Annotated in this window: 21 protein-coding genes, 1 pseudogene and 1 riboswitch; of the genes and pseudogenes, 8 read left to right on the top strand and 14 right to left on the bottom strand. The window is 42.3% G+C overall.

Going from position 1 to position 23442, the window contains the following annotated elements; genetic code table 11:
* Positions 1–64: 64 nt before the first annotated feature.
* Complete coding sequence (locus ACIQYG_RS07350; protein ID WP_402836659.1) at positions 65–532, top strand: CBS domain-containing protein; 468 nt, start codon at positions 65–67, stop codon at positions 530–532.
* Positions 533–586: 54 nt separating this feature from the next.
* On the opposite strand, the gene ACIQYG_RS07345 is transcribed toward ACIQYG_RS07350, so the two are convergent.
* The 4 genes from ACIQYG_RS07345 to ACIQYG_RS07330 form a co-directional block, all read right to left on the bottom strand.
* Positions 587–2701 (bottom strand): peptidoglycan D,D-transpeptidase FtsI family protein, encoded by a 2115-nt coding sequence (locus ACIQYG_RS07345; protein WP_402837163.1) that lies wholly within the window; start codon positions 2699–2701, stop codon positions 587–589.
* Between the two features lie 367 nt (positions 2702–3068).
* Positions 3069–3425 carry a hypothetical protein gene (locus tag ACIQYG_RS07340; RefSeq protein ID WP_402836657.1) on the bottom strand — a complete coding sequence of 119 codons (357 nt, stop codon included), beginning with the start codon at positions 3423–3425 and terminating at the stop codon, positions 3069–3071.
* 73 nt (positions 3426–3498) lie between these two features.
* Positions 3499–4680 carry a DUF2515 family protein gene (locus ACIQYG_RS07335; protein WP_402836655.1) on the bottom strand — a complete coding sequence of 394 codons (1182 nt, stop codon included), beginning with the start codon at positions 4678–4680 and terminating at the stop codon, positions 3499–3501.
* A gap of 22 nt (positions 4681–4702) precedes the next feature.
* Positions 4703–4870, bottom strand: coding sequence for a hypothetical protein (locus ACIQYG_RS07330; protein WP_402836653.1), 168 nt, complete (start codon positions 4868–4870; stop codon positions 4703–4705).
* Positions 4871–5379: 509 nt separating this feature from the next.
* Between ACIQYG_RS07330 and ACIQYG_RS07325 the strand changes: the two genes are divergently transcribed.
* From ACIQYG_RS07325 to ACIQYG_RS07315, 3 genes are all read left to right on the top strand, one after another.
* Positions 5380–7131 (top strand): ABC transporter ATP-binding protein, encoded by a 1752-nt coding sequence (locus ACIQYG_RS07325; RefSeq protein ID WP_402836651.1) that lies wholly within the window; start codon positions 5380–5382, stop codon positions 7129–7131.
* Positions 7128–9146, top strand: coding sequence for an ABC transporter ATP-binding protein (locus ACIQYG_RS07320; RefSeq protein ID WP_402836649.1), 2019 nt, complete (start codon positions 7128–7130; stop codon positions 9144–9146). The genes ACIQYG_RS07325 and ACIQYG_RS07320 overlap by 4 nt, the downstream gene beginning before the upstream one ends.
* Before the next feature lie 133 nt (positions 9147–9279).
* The gene (locus tag ACIQYG_RS07315) at positions 9280–9528 is read left to right on the top strand and encodes a type B 50S ribosomal protein L31 (protein ID WP_134782924.1); all 249 of its coding nucleotides are present in this window, start codon (positions 9280–9282) and stop codon (positions 9526–9528) included.
* Positions 9529–9640: 112 nt separating this feature from the next.
* Here the strand turns inward: ACIQYG_RS07315 and metC are convergent, their stop codons facing one another.
* Together metC and ACIQYG_RS07305 are read right to left on the bottom strand one after the other, a co-directional pair.
* Positions 9641–10822 carry a cystathionine beta-lyase gene (gene metC, locus ACIQYG_RS07310; RefSeq protein WP_402836647.1) on the bottom strand — a complete coding sequence of 394 codons (1182 nt, stop codon included), beginning with the start codon at positions 10820–10822 and terminating at the stop codon, positions 9641–9643.
* Complete coding sequence (locus tag ACIQYG_RS07305) at positions 10819–11931, bottom strand: methionine biosynthesis PLP-dependent protein (RefSeq protein WP_402836645.1); 1113 nt, start codon at positions 11929–11931, stop codon at positions 10819–10821. The genes metC and ACIQYG_RS07305 overlap by 4 nt, the downstream gene beginning before the upstream one ends.
* Before the next feature lie 86 nt (positions 11932–12017).
* Positions 12018–12131: riboswitch (SAM riboswitch) on the bottom strand.
* Positions 12132–12457: 326 nt separating this feature from the next.
* Here ACIQYG_RS07305 and fumC point away from each other — a divergent pair.
* Positions 12458–13840 carry a class II fumarate hydratase gene (fumC, locus tag ACIQYG_RS07300; RefSeq protein WP_402836643.1) on the top strand — a complete coding sequence of 461 codons (1383 nt, stop codon included), beginning with the start codon at positions 12458–12460 and terminating at the stop codon, positions 13838–13840.
* Between the two features lie 109 nt (positions 13841–13949).
* A complete protein-coding gene (locus ACIQYG_RS07295) occupies positions 13950–14192 on the top strand; it encodes a hypothetical protein (protein ID WP_402836642.1) in 243 nt (80 codons plus the stop codon).
* Between the two features lie 58 nt (positions 14193–14250).
* Here the strand turns inward: ACIQYG_RS07295 and ACIQYG_RS07290 are convergent, their stop codons facing one another.
* Together ACIQYG_RS07290 and ACIQYG_RS07285 are read right to left on the bottom strand one after the other, a co-directional pair.
* Positions 14251–15396 carry an ABC transporter ATP-binding protein gene (locus tag ACIQYG_RS07290; RefSeq protein WP_402836640.1) on the bottom strand — a complete coding sequence of 382 codons (1146 nt, stop codon included), beginning with the start codon at positions 15394–15396 and terminating at the stop codon, positions 14251–14253.
* Between the two features lie 113 nt (positions 15397–15509).
* Positions 15510–16394 carry a PucR family transcriptional regulator gene (locus ACIQYG_RS07285; protein ID WP_402836638.1) on the bottom strand — a complete coding sequence of 295 codons (885 nt, stop codon included), beginning with the start codon at positions 16392–16394 and terminating at the stop codon, positions 15510–15512.
* Between the two features lie 179 nt (positions 16395–16573).
* Between ACIQYG_RS07285 and ACIQYG_RS07280 the strand changes: the two genes are divergently transcribed.
* Complete coding sequence (locus tag ACIQYG_RS07280; protein ID WP_402836637.1) at positions 16574–17614, top strand: NAD-dependent epimerase/dehydratase family protein; 1041 nt, start codon at positions 16574–16576, stop codon at positions 17612–17614.
* Positions 17615–17786: 172 nt separating this feature from the next.
* Here ACIQYG_RS07280 and ACIQYG_RS07275 read toward each other — a convergent pair.
* A pseudogene (locus ACIQYG_RS07275) lies at positions 17787–18709 on the bottom strand (transposase).
* Between the two features lie 313 nt (positions 18710–19022).
* Positions 19023–19316, bottom strand: coding sequence for a dehydroquinate synthase/iron-containing alcohol dehydrogenase family protein (locus tag ACIQYG_RS07270; RefSeq protein WP_402836635.1), 294 nt, complete (start codon positions 19314–19316; stop codon positions 19023–19025).
* A gap of 136 nt (positions 19317–19452) precedes the next feature.
* Between ACIQYG_RS07270 and ACIQYG_RS07265 the strand changes: the two genes are divergently transcribed.
* Positions 19453–20277: an MBL fold metallo-hydrolase gene (locus ACIQYG_RS07265; RefSeq protein WP_402836633.1), complete on the top strand. Its 825-nt coding sequence runs from the start codon at positions 19453–19455 to the stop codon at positions 20275–20277.
* Between the two features lie 63 nt (positions 20278–20340).
* Here ACIQYG_RS07265 and ACIQYG_RS07260 read toward each other — a convergent pair whose 3' ends face one another.
* The 4 genes from ACIQYG_RS07260 to ACIQYG_RS07245 form a co-directional block, all read right to left on the bottom strand.
* Positions 20341–20529, bottom strand: a complete 189-nt coding sequence (locus ACIQYG_RS07260; RefSeq protein WP_053534060.1) for a hypothetical protein — start codon at positions 20527–20529, stop codon at positions 20341–20343.
* 85 nt (positions 20530–20614) lie between these two features.
* Complete coding sequence (locus ACIQYG_RS07255; protein ID WP_402836631.1) at positions 20615–20818, bottom strand: YheE family protein; 204 nt, start codon at positions 20816–20818, stop codon at positions 20615–20617.
* Positions 20819–20881: 63 nt separating this feature from the next.
* Positions 20882–22078: a YheC/YheD family endospore coat-associated protein gene (locus tag ACIQYG_RS07250; RefSeq protein WP_402836629.1), complete on the bottom strand. Its 1197-nt coding sequence runs from the start codon at positions 22076–22078 to the stop codon at positions 20882–20884.
* Positions 22075–23442, bottom strand: a complete 1368-nt coding sequence (locus ACIQYG_RS07245; RefSeq protein WP_402836627.1) for a YheC/YheD family endospore coat-associated protein — start codon at positions 23440–23442, stop codon at positions 22075–22077. Before ACIQYG_RS07245 ends, ACIQYG_RS07250 begins: the two co-directional genes overlap by 4 nt.

Genomic DNA, 23442 nt, shown 5'->3' with positions numbered 1-23442 from the left:
AGTAAGGGCATTAATAGGGGAGGGATGAATACAGAACGTACAAACTTAAAAAAGGGGTGGTAATATGTTAGTTAAGGATTTCATGATAAGGGAAGTCTTTGTAGCCCGTCCTGATTTTACATTAAAGGAAATTCTGCGGATCTTGATCGATAATAAAGTGGGCGGGGTCCCCGTTGTGGATGAACATGATAGGCTATTGGGAATGGTGACGGACGGGGATATCCTTCGTTACTTAACGCCTGCAGAGGAAGCCATCATGGGGTATTTCACCTATATTACGGTTCTTCCCGGTGAAGAATTGGATGAAAAGGTTACATCCAAAATGAATGATAAAGTCTCACAAATCATTAAAAATAAAAGGATTACAAAGCTATCTCCCGAAGATCCGCTAGATGAATTGATAAAGGTGCTTTCCAAGCATCATTTCAAGAAAATCCCCGTCGTGGACAAAAATGATAAAGTCGTCGGCATCATCAGCAGGGGAGATGCCCTTAGGGCCCTTTATAAGGAATTCGTTCAAAAGCTGGAATAAATGGGCATCATAAAAGGGCCTGCTCGATTTCGAGCAGGCCCTTTTTTGTATTAATCATTGAGTGCTTTCTACTGCTTTAACTTCATCAGATTCACCTTTTGCCCTTTTTTCCTTCAATTTAAAGTAGGCGTCCATTACGTCCCGCCCGATCCGTTTGTTAATATCATCGGAGGGCTGACCTTGATAAACCCATGGCACGACGACAGAAAATGCCACTTCCGGATTATTGTGAGGTGCATAACCTACAAGCGTCAGATTGATAGTCGGGACTGGCGCGCTATATTGATTCCTCCGCGGTCCGTCGTAAAAGGCCTCGGCAGTACCCGTTTTTGCTGCCGCACGGTAGGACTTCCCGCCGAAATATTTATATGCCGTCCCGCCTGGCTCCTGGGCAACCTGCCTGAATCCTTCCTGGACACGCTGCATCCAAACGTCTTTCCCGCCTAAATCGTTTAACACTTTGGGACTCATTGTTTTAAAGACGCTGCCCAATTCATTGTGTTCGTTGGATGGATTCCTGATTTCCCTGACCATATGGGGCTCAAGCCTTTTTCCGCCGTTTGCAATCGTCGAAACGTACTGTGCCAATTGCATAGGGGTATATGTATCATACTGGCCAATCGATAAATCCAGCAGCAATCCGTCTGTTGACATATCGACGCCTTTAAACCCTACGGATTCATTTGGCAGGTCGATGCCTGTGCGGACACCCAAGCCGAATTGGGCATAATGATTCCGCATGATGGAATAAGCTTCCCGGTTGATTCCTAACGGCCGGTTAGGGATATAATGACCGCCGGCAATTTTGATTGCCGTCATGAACATATAGACATTCGACGATTTCTTTAACGCGGAGACATCGGTTACATAACCCAAATCACTATAAGATCCTTTGGGCTTAGCCCCTGCTAAAAGGAGTTTTCTGTCAAAAAAAGCTGACCCTGGTGCGATGGCTCCTGTCTGAAAGCCTGTATAGACAGTGGCTCCTTTAACAGATGATCCCATCGTATAGGATGTCGTAATGTTTCCAAGGGCGAAATCGTTCATTTCGGTCAATCCGGTTTTACTGTTACGGCCGTATTGCCTGCCTGCCATCGTGAGCACCTCGCCTGTATTCGGGTCCATTAAAACGACGAAGGCACGATCCAATAAGTATGTATTTCCCTTAGCCTTGGTTTTGCGCAATTCGCTCTCGATGATTTTTTCAACCTGCTGCTGCAGCTCCATATCAATTGTAAGGACCAAGTCTTTTCCGCTTTGCCCTTCAGTGAGGGTATTCGTTTTGATGACTTCCCCTTTGCTCAGCACATTTTCAATCCGCGTCTTTTGACCGCGCAGGACATCTTCATATTGTTTTTCAATATAACTTTTTCCGACACGGTCATTCCTGGTATAGTCGCGTGCCAGGTAATAGTCGATATTTTCACTGGGAATGCCTTCTTCGGAAGAAGAGACCTTGCCAAGAACCGAGCGGAGGGTCTCGTCATACTTATAGGTCCTTTCCCAATCCGTCGTTACATCCACGCCTGGCATTTCATCCAAATGTTCACTGACCCTGGCGAATTCCTTAGTGGTGACATCTTTATTCTTCACGATCGACGGTGCGAGGGCATAGCCACTATTGAATTCCCGGAAGATGGCGATCACTTCCAATTCATCCTTGGTGAATTCCTTGATATTCTCATCTGTTACCCGTTCCATTTGAAGTTTGTATAAATCTTTTTGCTCCAATTTCTTTTCGATGACTTTCTTCCTCTCGGCCTTGGTGATCAAGGCTTCGGCTTCTTTCGGATGCTTTAAAATCCAAAAATCCTTTTTATCCGGAAGGGTTACCTTTTTGGTATCCTTTTCTATCAAGGTAGCAAGGACCTCTGCCGTCTTCACCATATCGGCCGTTTTCGTATTCGGGTATTTCGTATAGGTGATGGCATTACGCGGCTCATTATCAACGACCGGATTCAAGTTGCGGTCATACATCTTGCCACGGGGAACGGGGGTATTGGCCACATCGTTTTCCGTTCGGTCGACTTCGCGGAGGTAATCATCCCCATACACGATTTGGACGATGCCAAGCCGGATTATTAAGCTTGAAAATAAAATGAATATTAAAAAGAACATAAAGTTCAGTCGGAAAGGAATTGGGGTTTTTTTCTTTTTTTCTTTGGCCATCATTAACATTCCTTTCTAGTAAAAGTAAAAAATAAGAAAATTCCTATCTCCAATGATATATAAAATTAACTTATTTTTCTATGCTTTATCCGTAAATTTATCTATATTTCCAAAAGAATGTTTTGAAGTTATATAATTCCTAGTAATCTTACAATTGGGAAAATTGATATACATATAATGGCCAATGAGTCTGAAGGGATTTAATAGATAAAGAGAGGGAGAAGCGGAACAGCGACAATCATGAGGAGAGAAGCATATATGAGTCGCTCTTGTGCCCAAAGCGCTTGGAAGGAAATTTTGTAAATGAATGAAAAATGTCTTTAAACCTTAGTATCCATTCTCAATGACTAAAGTACCATGATAAGCATCAATTTGATTCATATGCCCTAACGGGAGGAGTTTGAGTCGTGACACTGATAATCTCTTTGAAATATCCGCATAGTTCAAGCCATTTTTCAGGGTAAATATAGTTGAACCGTTCAATCGTTTCTAGGGAGTGAAGCACAAGGCAATCGATTTGCCCCGTTTTTTTATTTCGTAAATTGGATAGAAGCTCATGCGGGATGGTGTAATAATGGTGGAGTTGATACGGATTGAGTATGACCGGGGAAATATTCTTCTCTTCCATATACCTGTTTGTCACGATTTTTTGGATTGCAATGCTTTCATCCGTATGTAAATCCCCGATTTTGTAATTTGGATTCAATAGTACAATGCCTCTCATTTGGTTCACCCATTCTTTTTGCTAACCATTCTTGCCAAATGGGGGATGGGATATTCAAAGTAAGAGGCTTATGCTAGAAAATGGCTTTCATTTCGTTAAGGGTTTTGAGCTGCTTGACATTTTCGAGCACCTCGTTGGTCAGGTCAGCCTTTTTAATGATCGGCAAGCTTCGTAAATCTTCCATGAAGCTTTCATTCGTGAACCAATCAAAGGAGTGGGGAGGAAAGAATAGTTGATCTTCCCATGCATCATGAAGAGTGGGGCTGTAGATTTTATCATCTTTTGACGTGGATCCATCAGAGGTATATATGCTTGCCCAGTAATCCTCTCTGGAACCCGTGTGGGGAATCTCTTTTGTAAAATGGCCAACACCGCGAAAAACCGCCGGATGCTGAAAAAGAAGCCCATATAATAATTTCCCCGTTTCAATACGCTGTTTCGGGTCGGCAAAGCGTTCGACGGTAAGTCCTGTCAAGTTATGAAGTCCTTTTTGCTTGTTTTCATAGGGAAAAATCACTTTCATGAAACCTAAGTGTTCCTGAAGCTGAAAATCAAGCCTTCGGAGGATTTCACCATGACGGGTGCGTTTTAATATCCTTTCCTGAAGCATTCTTTGTTCATTAATGATGAGGGCCGTTGTCAAAAGGGGTGAATGGGGCTCTTCGATGAAAGATTCCCAAATCGGGGCCATGAATCTTGAAATGCGGAATACTGGTAAATACCTTCTTAACGGAAGTTCTTTTTGTTTAGAATGTTCATATAAAAGAAGCTGGGGGAAGGCATCTGCAAATATGGCTGAATTGGCGCGCTCAAGGAACAGGAAAAATTTCTGCCGGTCCGCTTGGTCAAGGAGATGGGTCATGGCTGAACTTTTCAGGTCAGTCATATGGTATCCTCCATTCCTCGAAACCATATGTGCTAAAAAGGCCCAATGGACCTCTGGATTACGATTGTAAAAGGCAAGATAGGCTTGTGTTCTTGTGATATTGTTCCGGTTCAAGGCAGCCGTCTCGGCCCGAATGCTTTTTATCAGAGCGGCTTCCTCGGGGAAAAAAGCTTTTGACTCATCAAAAGGCTGAAAGAGCTCTTTTTGTAAACGCGATTTTAGTGTGTCATATCTTTCAGCATCTAGGATCGGTTTTGTTTTGGCAGGGTGTTTACCCAACAGCTTTTGCAAATATTGGGAGAGCATACATTTCACCACGAATGTTTTTCGATCATTATATGCAGAGCAGTCAATAAAGGGGCGTTGCATTTGCAATGCCCCCAAGGTGATGTCATCTTTTTTTCTTCTTTTCCCGGTACAATAAAATATAATAAACGATCCAGAAAAGAAACACGGGAATGAAGGATAAAAATCTATATTCGATCGGGACGGCAAATAAGATGAAAATGGCAGATAATAAAAAGGGAACCGCCAGGAGTATATATTTTCTCCATTGCATATGCTGAACCTCCTTAGGTTGCGTCATTCTTATTAGAATAAAGGATTATCAATCAATAATCTAGAAAAGTCACAATTGACAAAAATATGCAAACGTAGTAATCTTTAAAAATAAGTTAAAAATTACCATTAATTAATGAAAAAGGGGGCGAACGTCATGACTAAATCAGTTAAGCAAAGTGATGTCACAATCGAATATCATACGTCCGCCTGCCCTGAGACCTTGTCTTTCTAGACTAGGGATTCATTATTTCCATTCATCATTTTAAAGCGCAGGTTGTGGAATTTTCGCGGCCTGCGCTTTTATATGTGTTATTACGCATCTAAAAAAGCTTCCGCTAAATGGTGGGGGCTTTTTGGCATTTGGGATCCAGGTGCATTAGCACCCTTTCTATATAAAGGATAGGAGGAATTTTTAATGAGACAAAAGACGTTGGAAATCTTATTGCAGCCGGGAGATCCAGAAAGCGGTTAGCGAGTGAAAGGTTTGACCAAAAGGGAGGGGAATTCATGTTTGCGATTTTTAAAAAGCTGTCCTGGTTCTTTAAAGAACAGTGGCAGCGTTACACCTTGGCGATTTTATTTCTATGTCTAGTGAATATCTTGGAGGTTATCCCGCCAAAACTTGTCGGGAATGCGATCGATGATATGAACAATGGCAGCATGACGCAGGAAGGGGTCATGAAATACGTTATTTATTTGCTCTTGGTACTGATCGGCAGTTACCTATTTGGTTACTTATGGAGTTATCTGTTATTCGGCGGTGGAAATTTGGTCGAACGAAAACTAAGGTCTGGATTTATGGGACATTTGCTGAAAATGACGCCGAGTTTTTATGAAAAAAACCGTACAGGGGATTTAATGGCAAGGGCAACCAATGATTTGAAGGCCATATCCCTCACAGCTGGTTTTGGGATATTGACCCTCGTTGACGCGGTGCTTTTCACCATTACGGTAGTGGTCATGATGGGAGCCACGATCAGCTGGCAGTTGACGATTGCGGCGGTGTTGCCGCTTCCGATCATGGCAGTGATGATGCAAATTTACGTGAAGAAAATTTACAAACGTTTTACGGATGCACAAGCAGCCTTTGGTACTTTAAATGACAAGGTCCTGGAATCCATTTCAGGTGTCCGTGTTATCCGGGCCTATGTCCAGGAACGGGAAGATGAAAAGCGGTTTAAGGAAATGACCGAGGATGTATATCGCAAAAATCTGGCAGTGGCAAGGATTGACGCCCTCTTCGATCCGACGATCAGCATTATCATCGGCATCAGTTATTTAATCGGATTGGGCTATGGGGCTTATCTTGTGTTTCAACAGGCCATAACGCTTGGCGGACTTGTTTCGTTCAATGTGTACCTAGGCATGTTAATCTGGCCGATGATTGCGGTGGGAGAACTGATCAATGTCATGCAAAGGGGAAATGCTTCGCTAGACCGTGTTCAGGATACCCTTTCATATGAAGCGGATGTGAAGAATTCAATGGGACTGGAGAGTATTACGAATCCGGGGAATATCCAATTCAATTCAGTGCATTTTACATACCCTTCCTCAAAGGTTGTGAATCTATCCGATATTTCAGTTCAGCTTGAGCGCGGTCAAACATTGGGGGTAGTGGGGAAAACAGGTAGTGGAAAAACGACATTCGTGAAGCAATTGCTGCGGGAATATCCTTTAGGAACAGGTGAAATCGCCTTTGCAGGCATGCCGCTGGAGCAACTGCACCTTGAAGATATTCGTAAATGGATCGGATATGTTCCACAGGACCATTTTTTATTCTCGAAGACTGTTAGGGAAAATATCTTATTCGGTAAAATGGATGCAACGGAAGATGAACTGGCTGAAGCTATCCGGCTTGCTGATTTTGAGAAGGACTTAATGATGCTGCCAAACCGTCTTGAGACACTCGTCGGTGAGAAGGGTGTCGCTCTATCCGGTGGGCAAAAGCAGAGGATCTCGATTGCCAGGGCATTGATCAAAAATCCGGAAATCCTTATATTGGATGATTCCTTATCCGCTGTCGATGCAAAAACGGAAACGACGATCATCGAAAATATCCAAAATGAACGGGCAGGGAAAACGACCATCATCACAACCCACCGCTTATCGGCCGTTCAGCACGCGGACAGGATTATCGTGTTGGACAGCGGAAAGATCATCGAAGAGGGGACTCACGCGGATTTACTGGAAAATGATGGATGGTATAGGGAGCAATATGAACGACAGCAGGTTGACGAAGGGAAGGAGGTGAAGGCATGAGGGTCGTAAAGAAACTTTTTAATTATGCTGCCCTTTATAAAAAATTGATCATTGGTGCCCTGATCATGCTTGCACTTTCGGTAGCGGCCGATTTAACGGGTCCTTTCGTTGCCAAGAGAATCATCGATTCACATATACTTGGCATTGAATCTTCCTGGTATGAAGCAGGTAAAGGAAAAGATGCAGTTAAGTATGATGGAAATTGGTATAAACGGGCTGATTACTTTGCAAAAGGCGAGAAGAAAGGCAGGGAAGTCCATGTTCTGCAGGTGGGCAATCAATTTGTCTTCGTAAATGAAGCTGTCCCTATCGATGGGCGCAGAACCTTGGAGGACCAATCATTGATCATCAAGAAAGACGGGAAAGAGCAACGTGTGCAAGCAGTGAAATTGACGAGTCAGGAAGTGATGGGATTTTATCAACCGGAAATCCCGCGGATCATTAAGCTTGTGGCGTTTTATTTTAGTCTTGTCATCCTTTCCTCCATTTTTCAATATGGGCAGAGTTTTTATTTACAAAAAGCGGCGAACCGAATCATACAGAAGATGCGAAATGATATTTTTACGCATATATCCCGTTTGCCGATACGTTATTTCGATAATATGCCAGCGGGTAAAGTTGTAGCCAGGGTCACTAATGATACGGAAGCGATCCGGGAATTATATGTAACCGTGCTCGCCAACTTCTTCTCGAGTACAATTAATATTTTCGGCGTTCTAATTGCTTTGTTTATTCTGGATCCACGAGTCGGTACCATAGGCCTTCTACTTATTCCGATCATCGTTATCTGGACGATGGTATACCGTAAATTCGCCTCGAAATATAATCACATCATTCGGGAACGGGTCAGCGATATTAATGGGATGATCAATGAATCCATTTCTGGAATGAGCATCATTCAGGCATTTGGACGTGAAAAGGAGACGAAGCAATCTTTTGAAAATCTGAACCGGGAGCATTATTCCTATCAAAATAAAATGCTCCATTTGAACTCGTTGACGGGTGGAAACTTGATTGGCGTCATTAAGGTTGTGGCGCTAATGGCATTCGTCTGGTATTTCGGAGGGATTTCCCTTACAGCGAGTTCGGCCATTTCCTTAGGGATGATGTATGCAATTGTTGATTTGATCAGCCGCCTGCTACATCCGCTTCATGGAATCGTCAATCAGTTCGCTAATCTTGAACAGGCGCTTGTTGCAGGGGAGAGGACGTTCAGCTTATTGGATGAGCAGGGATTGGCAGTCAGCGATGAAAACATATCCAGATACAAAGGAAACGTACAATTCGAAAATGTTTCTTTTGGTTATAAGGATAAAGAATATGTGTTAAGGGACATTTCCTTCTCCGCTAAACAAGGGGAAACGGTCGCTTTAGTTGGCCATACCGGGTCAGGAAAAAGTTCCATAATGAATTTATTGTTCCGCTTTTATGACAGCAGTGAAGGACAAATTAAAATCGATGGCAGAAATATATTGGATATCCCCCATCAGACGCTTAGGGAACATATGGGAATCGTCCTTCAGGATCCTTATTTATTTACTGGCACGATCGCCTCCAATATCAGTCTGAATCATAAAGGCATCACAAGGGAAATGGTTGAAAAAGCATTAAGAGATGTCGGGGGGGACAAAGTGCTGAAGCATCTTCCTTTAGGGCTTGACGAACCCGTGATCGAAAAGGGCGGAACGCTGTCTTCCGGACAGCGGCAGCTAATCTCTTTTGCCCGTGCCCTTGCATTCAATCCGGCCATATTGATTTTGGATGAAGCGACAGCAAGCATCGACACCGAAACCGAGGCGATTATCCAGGAAGGTATGGAAGTGCTGAAAAAAGGGAGAACGACCTTCATCATTGCACATAGACTTTCCACGATAAAAAATGCCGACCAAATTCTTGTACTGGATAAAGGGCAGATTGCTGAGCAAGGTACACATGAGGAATTAATGGAACTAAAAGGGAAGTACCATCAAATGTATGAACTGCAGGCTGGTCCGCATAAAGGCATGGCTGGCTGACAATTGAATAAGGTTGGATCATCAAGATTAAACTATAATGAGGGTACCGACTATTGGTACCTTCAAGCATAATGATTGATAATAGTAATCATTACGTTTAAGATATACCTATACTGACAATGAGGTGATAATAGTGAAACAAGAAATTCATCCCGATTATCAACAAGTGGTGTTCATGGATACCAACAGTGGGTATAAATTTTTGACAGGTTCCACGAAGACGTCCAATGAAACGATCGTTTGGGAAGACGGCCAAACATATCCATTATTAAAAGTGGAAATCAGCTCGGATACGCACCCTTTTTATACCGGAAAGCAGAAGTTTGCTGAAAAAGGCGGACGGGTGGATCGCTTCCTGGATAAATATAATATGAAGAAATGAGAGTCAGGCCATCGGGAAATCGATGGTCTTTTTTTATGATTGGGTTGAAAACGATTAATAATGATGCAAGGGAAAAGGGTGCCCATAATATATGTGGGCACCCATCCTTTATTCATTTTGCAGCAATTGCTTCCCCTTTGGCAATATTGACGAGGGCTGCATCGAAGTCCTTGATTATATCGTCCGGATTTTCCAGTCCGACAGAGAGACGGAGCAAGCTGTTCGTGATGCCCCGCTTTACCCTTTCATCAGCAGGCATGGCAGCATGGGACATTTTGGCCGGGTAGGATAATATAGATTCGACCGCTCCTAGGCTTACGGCAAAAACTGGGAGCTCGACAGTGTTCACGAAGGAACGGAAGATTTCCTCACTTTCCAATTCAAATGATAGGACCGCCCCCGCTCCAAGTGACTGGCCTTTCTGGATGGCTTGCTGTGGATGATCCGCTAAGCCGGGATAATACACATTTTTCACCAAGGGCTGCTCCTTTAGGTAGGCTGCAATTTTTTCTGCCCCTTTTTGTGAATGTTCCATTCTAACTGATAAGGTTTTCAAACCTCTCATTACAAGCCAGGCATCCTGGACACCAAGGACCGCTCCAAAGGAGTTTTGGAGGGAACCGAGTCTTGCCGCCAATTCCGGATCTTTCACTACCGCAAGCCCAGCTACCACATCACTATGACCGGATAAAAACTTCGTCGCGCTATGAAGGACAACATCAGCGCCCAGATTCAATGGTTTTTGTAATGCCGGGGTCAAGAATGTGTTATCAACAAAACTTAAGGCACCGGCTTTTTTTGCGATATCACATACGGCTTGGATATCGGTCACTTTAAGTAACGGGTTTGAAGGCGTTTCGATGTATATGGCCCTGGTATTTGGCTGAACGGCGGCTTTGACGCTTTCAAGGTCCGTCATGTCAACGAAGGTATGCTCAATATTGAAACGGGTCAATACGCTCGTGACCATCCTGAACGTTCCGCCGTACACATCTTCGGAAATGACGATATGATCCCCGGCAGACAATAGCAGGAAGGCTGTTGAAATGGCAGCCATACCTGATGAAAAGGCAAAGCCATGAGTGCCTTCCTCAAGTTCGGCAATGATATCTTCAAGTGCTTCGCGAGTTGGGTTCCCGCTTCTGCTGTAGTCATATTTCCCGAATTGGTCGACATCGGATTGATGGAAAGTCGATGCATGCTGAATGGGGACGCTCACACCGCCCGTTGCCGGATCGAATTTATGTTGATTATGAAGTAATTTCGTTTCAAAGCTAAACTCATGATCTGTCATCGTAGTGCCTCCCTTTTTACATGTGCGAATGCTTGCTGCAAGTCACCAATCAAATCATCGCTATCCTCGATGCCAACGGAGAAGCGGAGCAGGCGATTACAAACCCCGTTTGCCGTTCTGACTTCAAGCGGTATATCGGCATGTGTTTGTGTGGCAGGATAGGTGATGAAGCTTTCAACCCCTCCAAGGCTTTCTGCAAAAGAAATTAATGAGAGCGATTGTAAAAATGGGTTGACCGCCGCTTCCTCAATGATACGGAATGAAATCATGCCGCCCCTGCCTGGATACAATACGTCCGTAACACAATCATGCTCCGATAAATAATCTACAAGTATCTTGGCATTCTTTTCATGACGCTCCATCCGTAATGCCAGGGTTTTCATTCCGCGCATCAACAGCCAAGAATCGAATGGGCTCAAGACAGCTCCAGTACCATTGTGGTGGAAGGCAAGTGCATCACATAATTCAGCGCCGCTAGCAACGATCAGTCCGGCGAGCACATCATTATGACCACCGAGATACTTGGTTGCACTGTGAATCACAATATCCGCTCCAAGCAGGATGGGTTGTTGAATAAGAGGCGTGTAAAAAGTGTTATCAACGATTAACAATAAACCATATCGTTTAGCCAATGCGGCAACGGCGCTAATATCCGTTTGCTGCATAAGAGGGTTAGTGGGAGTTTCGATGAAGATGGCTTTCGTGTGAGGAGTGATGGCTTTTTCGATATCCTCCAAACAACAAGTGTTTACATAGTCACACTGCAATCCCCATTTTTTAAAGCCTTGTTCTAACAAACGATATGTACCGCCATAAAGATCTTCGCTGACAATCCATGCATCCCCGGATTTAAAAAGGGCGAGTATAGTGGAGATGGCGGCCATTCCTGAACTGCAGGCATAACCTTGGTCGCCTTTTTCCAGATCGGCGATGGATCGCTCCAATAGCTGGCGTGTAGGGTTACCTGTCCTTGTGTAGTCGAATCCCGTCGATTGGCCAATTCCTTCATGGCGAAAAGCTGTTGAAAAGTATACCGGCGGATTGACTGTTCCTGTCGCCGTTTCGCTGCGATTTCCTAATTGAGCAAGATATGTTTCAGTTTTATACATGGTTTTCACTGCTCCTTTGAGTTAAATAAAATAAAAAAAAGTCTTCTTTAAGAAGAAGACTTTGATTAAGTAGGGACGAGTCATTCTTCTTATCTTCCAAGTTCATAAACTTGTGGAATTAGCACCTTTTCATTGGTTTGAAACAAATGAAGGTTGCTGAGGTGTCATCGGGCCATTCCCTCTACCTCTCTCGATAAGAGTTTAGATTATTCAATTTCTTTTGAATTTACTATATATACAAAATACTGTCAAGGGCATTTTGGGAGTGATGATATTTTGATGTTCATGGCCAAGTCAATTGGAGCCTAGCGGTATCTACATTTTATGTGTCAAAAAAGAATATCCGAATCTTCATATAAACATGAATGGCCAAAGGTTTTTCAGAAATATGGAAAGGGTCAGCCGGATATTTTTGCTTTAAAATAATAAAGTTTGTACAATGTATGGAGAGAAAGAATAATCCGACATTATTCATTTCATATGCAAAAAGTCTTCAATGAATAGTGCAAACATAGGAGGAGAACACATGGAATACAGAATCGAACGTGATACGATGGGTGAAGTGAAAGTTCCTGCTGATAAATATTGGGGAGCACAAACTGAGAGAAGCCGTAACAATTTCAAAATCGGTAACGAAAAAATGCCGATTGAATTAGTTCGTGCATTTGCATATGTTAAACAAGCTGCTGCAAAGGTGAACCATGATCTTGGTGATCTTTCCGAAGTTAAAAAGAATGCCATCGTCAAGATTTGCGGTGAAATCCTTGAAGGTACGCTTGATGAACATTTCCCGCTTGTAGTTTGGCAAACGGGAAGCGGTACGCAAAGCAATATGAACGTGAATGAAGTGGTCGCTAACAAAGGGAATGAATGGTTAAAAGAAAATGGTGAATCGGAAACCCTTCACCCGAATGATGATGTTAACAAGGCACAAAGCTCAAATGATACTTTCCCGACCGCCATGCATATTGCAGCCTTTATGGAAGTCACTGAAAAATTGGTTCCTGCCATCAAAGCACTTCGTGATACATTCGATACAAAAGAAAAAGAATTTTGGGATGTGGTGAAAATCGGCCGGACACATCTTCAAGATGCTACACCATTAACATTAGGACAAGAAATTTCCGGTTGGAAAGCGATGCTCGATAAAGATTTGGCGATGATTGAGGAAAGCAGCCAAAAATTATTGAACCTTGCTCTAGGCGGAACGGCTGTAGGAACCGGAATCAATACAAAGAAAGAATTCCCGGGACTTTCTGCCAAACAAATTGCAGCGGATACAGGATATCCTTTCGTCACATCTGATAATAAGTTCCATGCATTGACTAGCCATAACGAAATCGTCTACGCACACGGTGCTTTGAAAGCATTGGCAGCGGATTTAATGAAAATTGCGAACGATGTCAGATGGCTGGCAAGTGGTCCTAGAAGCGGAATCGGCGAAATTGCCATTCCGGAAAACGAGCCAGGCAGCTCCATCATGCCAGGTAAAGTCAATCCGACCCAAAGTGAAGCGCTTACCATGATTGCAACACAAATCGTGGGTAACGATGCTACAATTGGCTTTGCAGCAAGCCAAGGTAACTTTGAACTGAATGTATTCAAACCAGTCATCATCTATAACTTCCTGCAAACGGTTAAATTATTGACGGAAGGCATTCATTCCTTCAACGATAATTGTGCGGTTGGCATCACTGCAAATGAAGATAAAATCAAAGAAAATGTAGAGCGTTCCCTTATGCTGGTAACAGCATTGAACCCGCATATCGGTTATGAAAAAGCAGCCAAGATCGCCAAAACTGCATTCAAGGACAACTCCACTTTAAAAGAAGCGGCGTTGAAATTGCAGTTCCTGACGGAAGACGAATTCAAAGCATGGGTCGATCCTGCTAACATGGTTAATAAATAATTGCATAGAAATGCCCTCCCTCTGGTATTAGGGAGGGTGTTTCCATGTGTTAAAATAATGGAATCGACAAATACTGAAATCATAAGTAACGGGAACAGGAGGAAAAACAATGTCTATATGCCCGCTTTGCAACGGTCTAAGAAAAATCCATGTGAATTGCCCGGAATGCGGCAATGACCTTGAGGATAAAGGGAAATTCATGGATTATGCTGATGATTACAGTGCTTATATGGATATCGACATACTTAAAGAAAACGACGGATACCCTCAATCCCTTCAAAAAGGTCAATGCCCGCATCTCATGAAATGCCCTGAATGCGGACATGATGAAGTGGTATTGGTCCAAGAATGAACCATTCCTTTATTTGAATAAACGTAAAAAGACCCATTATGAATGGGTCTTTTTACGTTTAATTGGCAGATAACTTCATGCTTTCCTGCATCTGTTCATCTTCTTCAACTAAAATGCGATGTTCCGTCCCTTTATCAAAAAAGTGTGCTTTATTCATGTCGAGGGCAAGTTCGATCTTTTCGCCTGCCTGGATAATGTTATTGGCATCGACCCTTGCAACGAAGTCTTGCCCCTCTAATGTGGAGTAGAGCATGATCTCCGCGCCCATGAGTTCGGCTACATCAATTTGGGTCGTGAATGTAGTGTTAGGGGATTCCGTGAAATAAGCTCCTTCATTATGGAAATCCTCCGGACGGATGCCAAGGATTACATCTTTTCCGACATATCCTTGATCACGTAGCATTTTCATCTTTAATTCAGGTATTTCAAGCGTTTGTTCGCCTATTTTAATTGTGCCTTCTTTTAATGTTCCGGTAAAGAAGTTCATGGCAGGCGATCCGATAAAGCCGCCGACGAAAACGTTTATTGGTTTCTCATAAACATCCTTTGGAGCACCGACCTGTTGGATGATGCCATCTTTCATTACAACAAGACGTGTCGCCATGGTCATTGCCTCTGTTTGATCATGTGTGACATATATCGTTGTGGTGTCGAGCCGTTTATGCAGTTTAGCTATTTCCGCACGCATTTGAACCCGCAGCTTTGCGTCGAGATTGGATAATGGCTCATCCATCAAGAAAACTTTTGCGTCCCTTACAATTGCACGGCCAAGTGCCACACGCTGGCGCTGACCACCCGAAAGTGCTTTAGGTTTCCTGTTTAACAGCTCTTCAAGGCCGAGAATCCTTGCCGCTTCATTGACTCTTTGCTTGATTTCCGCTTTTGGCGTTTTCCTGAGCTTTAAACCGAATGCCATATTGTCAAATACGGACATATGAGGATATAAGGCATAGTTCTGGAAAACCATCGCAATATCGCGATCTTTAGGGGGGACATCATTGACTCGCTTGCCGTCTATGTATAAATCCCCTTGAGAAATGTCTTCCAGTCCGGCAATCATCCTTAATGTCGTCGATTTGCCGCAGCCTGAAGGTCCCACAAAAACTATGAATTCCTTATCGGCAACACGAAGGTTGAAGTCTTTAACAGCCGTCACCTTTTTATCATAAATCTTGAATATATGATCCAACACTAACTCTGCCATGAAAAATCCCCCTTTTAAACTCTTAGATTACTTGTACCAATTAGCTATAGTCTAAGCTATAGGTTTAGAAAAAAGTATGGGCACATTGCACAAAAAAGTGTTTACATTGGAAATTAATCATTCAGTAAAAGTATCAAGTATGCAGTAAGGGCATGACGGAAGTTTTTAATATCTAGACCAGTTCTTTCAGAGAATTTATCGATTCGGTATTGTAAGCTGTTCCGATGTATATAAAGCTGTTTGGCGGCATATGTGGCATTGGAATTACATTCGATATACATTTTAACCGTTTTGATAAGCTCAGTATCCTGCTTGGTCTTGCCAAGAATTTCATTGATAAACCAATTTGCATTTTTAAAGGATGGATCATTTATTAATGAGTATGGGATGATGTCTGCCAAATCAGTCACCTTTATATCCGGCAGATGCACCTGTGCCAATTCAAAACACTTTTTCTCCTGAGTCCAGTGATGGTGAAGGTCTTGATCTACAGGGTGAAAGCGCCCGGTGAACATACGTGTCTTTACATAAAAGTCACTTTCAAGCGTGGAAGAAATGGCGAACAGTTCTTTATTCGATAATGGTTCATCCTTGTCCGGTTCAATTAAAACTCCTGCCGTCTCATTTTCCCAGATAATAGCTGCGTCAGATGGAACGAAAGCGAGGAAGGCCTCTTCAAAATCGGAGTTGGAAAAATCATCATGAGTCAACTTGAAATGAAGGAATCGAACATTCTCCCAGCTCGTTAAAGGCAATGGTTCATTCGGTTCGGATAAAAAATTTTTCCATGATGAGCCTGGATGTGCATTGAGGTTATTTGGGTTTATGGAAGGAGCAAAAAGCAGTTCCAATAAACGGATTTCTTCGGCTGTGATTTCTGAATGGGGAATGCCAAGTATACTTCTGGAGTCTTCAAACCAAACATAATTAGAAATATCATCTGTATCCTTTTTATTGGTAAGAGCGTTTGGGAATTTTTGTTTAAGATTTTCAAGCATCGGTTCCACCTTCTTTCTCCCTTTCCATATCATTATAGCGAAAAAGCATAAAGTTCAAAAGATTAGGATATTTCTAGATTTTCCGAAGGGAAAACCAAAGAAAGGTTGCAAGTATTATTAATGTTAGGAAAGGGTATTGCGTATGCTTTATGGAATATCGTTAAAGAGGAGGAGATCTTATGAACATTTTAATATTGGGCGGTACACGCTTTTTAGGCCGGTATTTAGCAAAAGCTGCGATAGGGAAAGGGCATATTGTCACACTTTTTAATCGTGGAAGCGACCCTTATGTTTTTCCCGAAATAGAACAGTTAAGAGGGGACCGCGATGGGGATCTTGAAATGTTGAAAGGAAGACAGTGGGATGCAGTCATTGACACATCAGGTTTTATCCCTCGAACTGTATTGAAATCTTGCAGATTGCTTAATCAAGTTAAACATTATACATATATTTCAAGCATCTCAGTTTATAGTGATCCAACCGAACCAGGTATTGATGAAAATGGAGAGGTTCATTCACTAAATGAAGATAAAGCAGAAGAAATATCCCGCGGGACTGCTGGACCGATATACGGTGAATATTATGGACCGTTAAAATCATTAAGCGAAAAAGTAGCTGAAAAAGAACTGCCGGGGAAAGTCTTGTCAATTCGTGCCGGGCAAATAGTAGGTCCATATGATTATACTGACCGATTGCCGTACTGGCTTAAAAGAATAGCGGAAGGGGGAGAAATTTTAGCTCCTGGCCGCCCTGGACGTCCAATCCAAGTTATCGATGCAAGGGACTTGGCTCAATGGATCATCCAAATGATAGAAAAAAGCATGACAGGTACGTATAATGCCGTTGGACCAGATTACACACTGACTATGGGGCAATTACTTGAAGGCTGCAAAAAGGTTACAAGAAGTAATGCTGCCTTTACATGGGTCTCTGAAAAATTTTTAAATGACAATAAAGTAGAGCCGTGGGGAGAAATGCCTTTATGGATACCAGAAGAATTCCCTTTACCAGGAGGTAAGGAACCTTTGAATGGGTTTTTGGCTGTCGACAACGATAAAGCCATCAATAATGGACTAACATTCCGTCCCCTAACAGAAACTCTCGAAGATATATGGAATTGGGAAAAGGGCCGTCCGGAATCTGCTAGAAAAGCAGGCATCCTCAGACAACATGAAAGTGATCTCCTTGGGTTATGGAAACAGACAGAAAGTCTTCTTTAATTACTTTTAAATGAACAACGTGAAGGAATTAAAAAAACGATGGGGTAAAAACCCCATCGTTTCAGTTTGTAGACAAAAGGGGTTCGGAATTTAAAAAATTCCGAACCCCTTTTAAAATTCCCTTGAAATTTTGACCAAAGGATAAGAGATTTGGGCTCTTCGAGCCACTATGTTAAGCCATTTTAGGACCTTTCCATGTCCAAGTGGCCATCTTCTTTAAATTAATGGCAGCGAAAGTAGACATCGTTTGCATCGACAATTTTTTAAGTCCCTTAAAGTAGTCCAACGCATACCATGCTTTTCTTTTGCATCTGCGAATACAGGCTCAATCGTTTTTTTGCGTTTCGCATATATAAGTTTTACATCTTGATGATGACGCAGATGATCTGCTTCTTCCACATATGCTTGCCAGATATGCCGTGTCACTACTTTTTGATAGTCTTTGCTTTCAGTACCACTCTCAGGATCCGTAGTACTTTCTTTAATTGCTTTGGTTTCTTCCTTATCAAATTTATCTGGTGGAAAAGGCTTCTTTCCATGGTTTTCACGATCTTGATTTATTTCATCTTGAAGACGTCCTTGATATGCTCGTGTTTCTTTGCGTACGATTTTCTTTTCAAATTTACGCTTATTCGCATTGACTTTCACATGTGTGGAATCGACAAATATGTGTTTAGCACTTATTAACTTTCTTTCAGCAGCTGTCATTAAGATGCGATAGAAAATCTGTTCAAACAGGTCTGTATCTTTAAAGCGTCGCTCATAATTTTTCCCGAACGTTGAGAAATGAGGTACTTTATCATGGAAACCATAGCCTAAGAACCAACGGTAAGCCATATTTGTTTCAACTTCTTCAATCGTTTTACGCATGGAACGAATACCGAAGGTATATTGAATGAATGTCAGTTTAACTAAGATAACTGGATCAATACTTGGGCGTCCTACCTCTGAATACATAACTATAACCAAGTCATAAATGAAAGTGAAGTCAATGGAAGCCTCCATTTTACGAACCAAATGATTCGCCGGAACCAGTTGATCTAAAGTAATTATTTCAAGTTGATCTCGCTGATTAGAATTATGTTTCGAAAGCATCCTCATCACCTCAAGTTTTAATAGTTCTATTTTAAAACAAAAAAGACTGTAGGCAAAAAGGAGTTCTATCTGAAATTTTAAACATAGTTGATTGGAACGGAAGGTGCGAGACTCCTGCGGGAATAGCGAGTCCAAGGGAGACCCCACAGGCGCAAGTGCGCCGAGGAGGCTCCCGGACCGCCCGCGGAAAGCGAGTGCCTGAAGTGGAAATCAACGTCAAAATTTGTACAAGCCCAAAAAAACTGTAGACAAACTCGATTTTCATCGAGTTTGTCTACAGTCTGAAACGATGGGGTAAAAACCCCATCGTTTTTTAGTCCATGGATTGGCTTGCATCGTTTGTGAGGATTTCAAGGTTTTCCATGGCGGCTGCCACTTTTTCCTTGTTGATATCAGGGAAAAAAAGTTGGATGTCTTCACCTTCTTTGACAGACTGGGCTGCAATCTGTTGAAGTTCCGCCTTATGTTCAACGGTCAGACCAATATCAACCAATGTCATCGGCAATTTAAGCTCCTGGTAGATTGGAAGCAATTGTTTGATTTCCGAGAATTTCCCTTCTAGCCCAAGCTGGACTAAAATGCCCACTTTTTCCGGGCGATTATGCAATAATCCTGCATTTTCATCCAGGTTAATTATTCCGATATTTCCTTGTCAAAAAGGTAAAGTGGTACTACATTTATTATAGTAAAGTTAAAAAAAGGAAGATGAAACTATTTTTGTACAATGATGGGGAGGAAATTGAATGATAGAGATTAAGACGATAAATGATGTCGTTTGTGTGCATGGGACTCCTGGCGGGAACAAGGCGGGGATGAGTGTTTATGTCTTTTTAACGGATGGCCTATTGATAGATACTGGAGCACAGATTTTAATGGAAGAGCTCATTCCATTCTATGAGTCCGCAGACTTCGACTCAGTGGCCCTGACTCACTATCATGAAGACCATACTGGGGGCGCTGCTTGGATACAGGAGCATAAAAAGGTACCTCTTTTCATTCACCCGATGTCGGTTGAGGTTTGTGCAAAGGATGCAGTATATCCTGAATATCGTAAAGTTTTCTGGGGAAAGAGAGATGCCTTTAAAGCTGAGCCGCTAGGGAAGGCCATTCATTCCCGTACCCAAACGTGGGAGCCGATTTTTACCCCAGGTCATTCAAAGGACCATATGGTGTATTTGAATCACAATAATGGCGTACTCTTTTCAGGAGACCTTTTCGTAACCCCAAAAACAAAGCTTGTCTTACGGGAAGAGTCTGTTCCGGTCATCATCGATTCCATAAAAAGATTGCTTCAATATGACTTCGGGGAAGTGTTTTGCTGCCATGCTGGGTATGTTCCTGATGGGAAGGAAATGTTTCGGAAAAAACTTGATTATCTTGAAAATCTCCGAGGGGAAATTTTCCTCTTGCATTCTCAAGGGCTGACCGTTCATGAAATACAGCAGGTCGTTTTACCGAATCGCTATCCCCTTATCGAGATATCTGGGCATGAATGGGATTCAGAGCATATCATTACATCGATATTAAACGAAAATGTTTTGAATGTGATGGAGAATGGAACTATTTGATTTTGTCTTTTTACCGCTCTGATTGATATAAAGGAGGGCTCTCCATAAGAGCGCCCGCCATTGTTATTTATTGATATTGGGATCTGTTTCATCATAAAAATCATGTGCTTCTTCGATGTTCTGAAGGTTAGCGACTTCATACACATTTCCGCCCGCCATTCCTTCATTGATGATACGGTCGATATCTAAATAAACGGAGTCCTTGCCATCATATTCGGTATCCTTCAAAAATGTCATTTTTTCTTTATCCAAAATAAATCCCTCCTAGCCTTTTCTTTAGTTTAGGCAAAGGAGTTTTTTTTATTCCGTTTAGCGATTTCATGAATGTATTGAGGGTTCATTCATATACATGGAAGATCATTAAATCGTGTATCATGCTTTTGAGTCTGGTTTCATCTGTTTCGGAAGGCGGATTGGCTGTCCACTCGATGGATCCATCTTTATGATACAATGCTTGGACTGCCTGCTTGTTGAAATAAAAGGAAATTTTCCATCCTGGCAGATTCTTATGCAATGGTGCCCATTGAAAATGGGTGATCATATGTATTACCTCCATATATACAGTTTCTCATTTAATTATAATGGAAAACGGCAGCTGGAGGTGTTATTTTATTGTCAGGTTGGGAAAAGTTAATTCAATGAAAAGATTTTTTAAATGCAAAAGCCTGTTTGTTTCAATTTCCTCCTCATCGAATTGCATGGGCTTTGAGTTCACTTCGTATATGAAGAGTGCGCCCGATTCGTCTTCCCCTATATCAATGGAAAACTCTCCGAGAAACCCGATTTTTTTTGAAAGTATCTCTCCGCATTTCTGGGCGATATTCGCTAATTTTAGATTCAGGCTTTTTGATTGCAGGTCTTGATAAGGAAAAAGCTTCCCGCCTCGGGGAGTGTGGGTGGTGATTTCCTGAGTTTGTGACATCCTTACCGCTTTGCCGGTCACTTTATAAAAACCTTTTTCATAATGGACGAGAATCCGGTAATCATAACGATGTCCAACAAGTTTTTTTGGTGTGATCGCCTGTTGAGCAAGATAGCTCCTTTTTAATAAATCCCTTTTTTTCGTTTCCCAGAAGGATGCAAAATCCGGGAAGGACTCACTATGTTTTAAGCTATTGAACAATAGAGTATCATCATCATTTTTGATAATGGTATAGATGCCTTTCCCTTGGCTTCCTTTGCATGGTTTAAGGTATATATGCCTGTAGGTCTTCAGGAAAGCATCAAGGCAACTGCTGTTTCGTAAGATCATGGTGGGCGGAAGGTGATTGGTGAGGGATCCATCTTCAACTAATGCTTCGAACATCACATATTTATCTATAAAACAGGGGTTGAATAGATTCATTCGGTAATCTTTAAAATGTGTTATAAGATGTTGGAATTCCTCTGACGCCTCATAGCTCCTCGAGGGGATACGGTTATAGACGATGTCAGGGAAGGGCACTTTACATTCGATCCACTTGTTTGAAATGGAGGAAAAAACAAACCCTCTCATCGACTCGGAATGAAGGGCATTTCCTGTGAATACATACGCCAATATTCCATGTTTCAATAAATATAATGATAGGTCCCGAAAAAGGGTCAGGTTTCCACCCAAACCTGATTCCTTTTTGGGATTGGGAACAGTTAAAATTCCGACGGCAAGCATCCGGTTACCCGGAAATATTGTGATTGGAATTAGAGGTTGATTCGAATGGTCCTTTTTATAGCTGATTTCTTCCTTGGCAGAGCCGGCGAAAAGTTCCGCATTCTCATGAGTGTGGTACCAATTTTCAGTGGGGATATCGTAAAAAATGTTCATTGCGGCACACTGATTGATTTCGTAATCGTCTGTTCCGTAAGATAAATGGCATAATCAAGGCTTAGCTTCCTGGTCAGCAATTCGAAATCCTTGAGTTTTGGATGGGAGAAGATGGAACGTCCAGGTTTGGAATTGGCTTCAAACATCCAAACCTGCCCTTTTTTATCCAATCCAAAGTCAAATCCTATTTCTGCGATGATGCCGTCCAAGTTCTTTTCTATACTGTCACTTAAAATCAATGCTGCTTCCGATAGCTTTCGTTCGACTTCTTTCGCCTCTTCGCCATCTCCGAACAGTTCGGCAACCGTTTTGATGACACCCCCGCTTTTAATATGGGTCGTGACACTCCCGGCGCCGGCGATCTTTGCGGCAATCGCGGTCACCTGCCATTTTCCATCACTGTCCTTGTTCGTATGGACCCGGAAATCCACTGGACGTTTTTCAGATCGAATTAATGGGATGCCCTGCTGTACGATAAGATTCTCTATCGGGCGGTCGTGAAAAATATGTTTAACGATGGATTCCAATGTCGAAAACCTTTGCAGTTTATTTTCTTTTGCTTCATTTGTATAGCGGCAATAGTAAACATTCTCATGCTTATCATAAAGAATTTGGTGAATCCCTAGACCGAGGCTGCCGTGAATGGGCTTTATATAAACTTGTCGGTAATGGGAAAGAAGGGTTTCCACCACGGATATGGATTGAAATGGATACGTTTCCGGCAAATAAGGCAGTGCCCTCTCATCTGCGCATAACCTTTCATTTACATCCCATTTATTGAAAAATCCAGGGTTATACCATGGTATGGTATATTTTTTTTGAAATTTCTGCTTCACTTCTTTAGGCCCATCACGGTTTTCCGTCAACCGATTTGGGAGCCGGTCATAGATGACATTGGGAAAAGGAAATTCATTAATGTGCCAGTCATCGTTATCAAATACATAGCCTTTGATTGTCTCCTCATCCCAATTGATTACATTCTCTCCAAAAACAAAGGGAATACAGCCTGTGGTCTTGCTAAGCGAAAGGAGCTTTGCGAAAAATTCCGACCTCTCCCCTAATGGTTTGTTTGAAAGGCCAGTGAAGCCTGAGGAAAAGATTCCGACAAGCGGTCCGATATGGATGCTCTTGCCGTATATGAATAAATGAAGGGGAATATCGGTATGATCGAATATTAGAGATTCCGCAAGACTTTCCGATAGCACGATTGATTGATTGACGGCCGGGTTTTGTTTGACGATGGCAGGACATGAATGTCGTCCGAAATAAATTAATTCAATCTCTGCCAAATCTCCTAGCTCTGAAGGGTAGTAGAGAACATTGCCGGGGATAGCGGCAATTTCGGCAGGATAAGTCTTTCTCAC

Source organism: Peribacillus sp. NPDC096622, from assembly GCF_044762665.1.
Classification (GTDB): Bacteria; Bacillota; Bacilli; order Bacillales; family DSM-1321; genus Peribacillus; species Peribacillus frigoritolerans_B.
The sequence above is the reverse complement of the archived record's forward strand: the minus strand, read 5'-3'. Positions and strand labels throughout refer to the sequence as shown.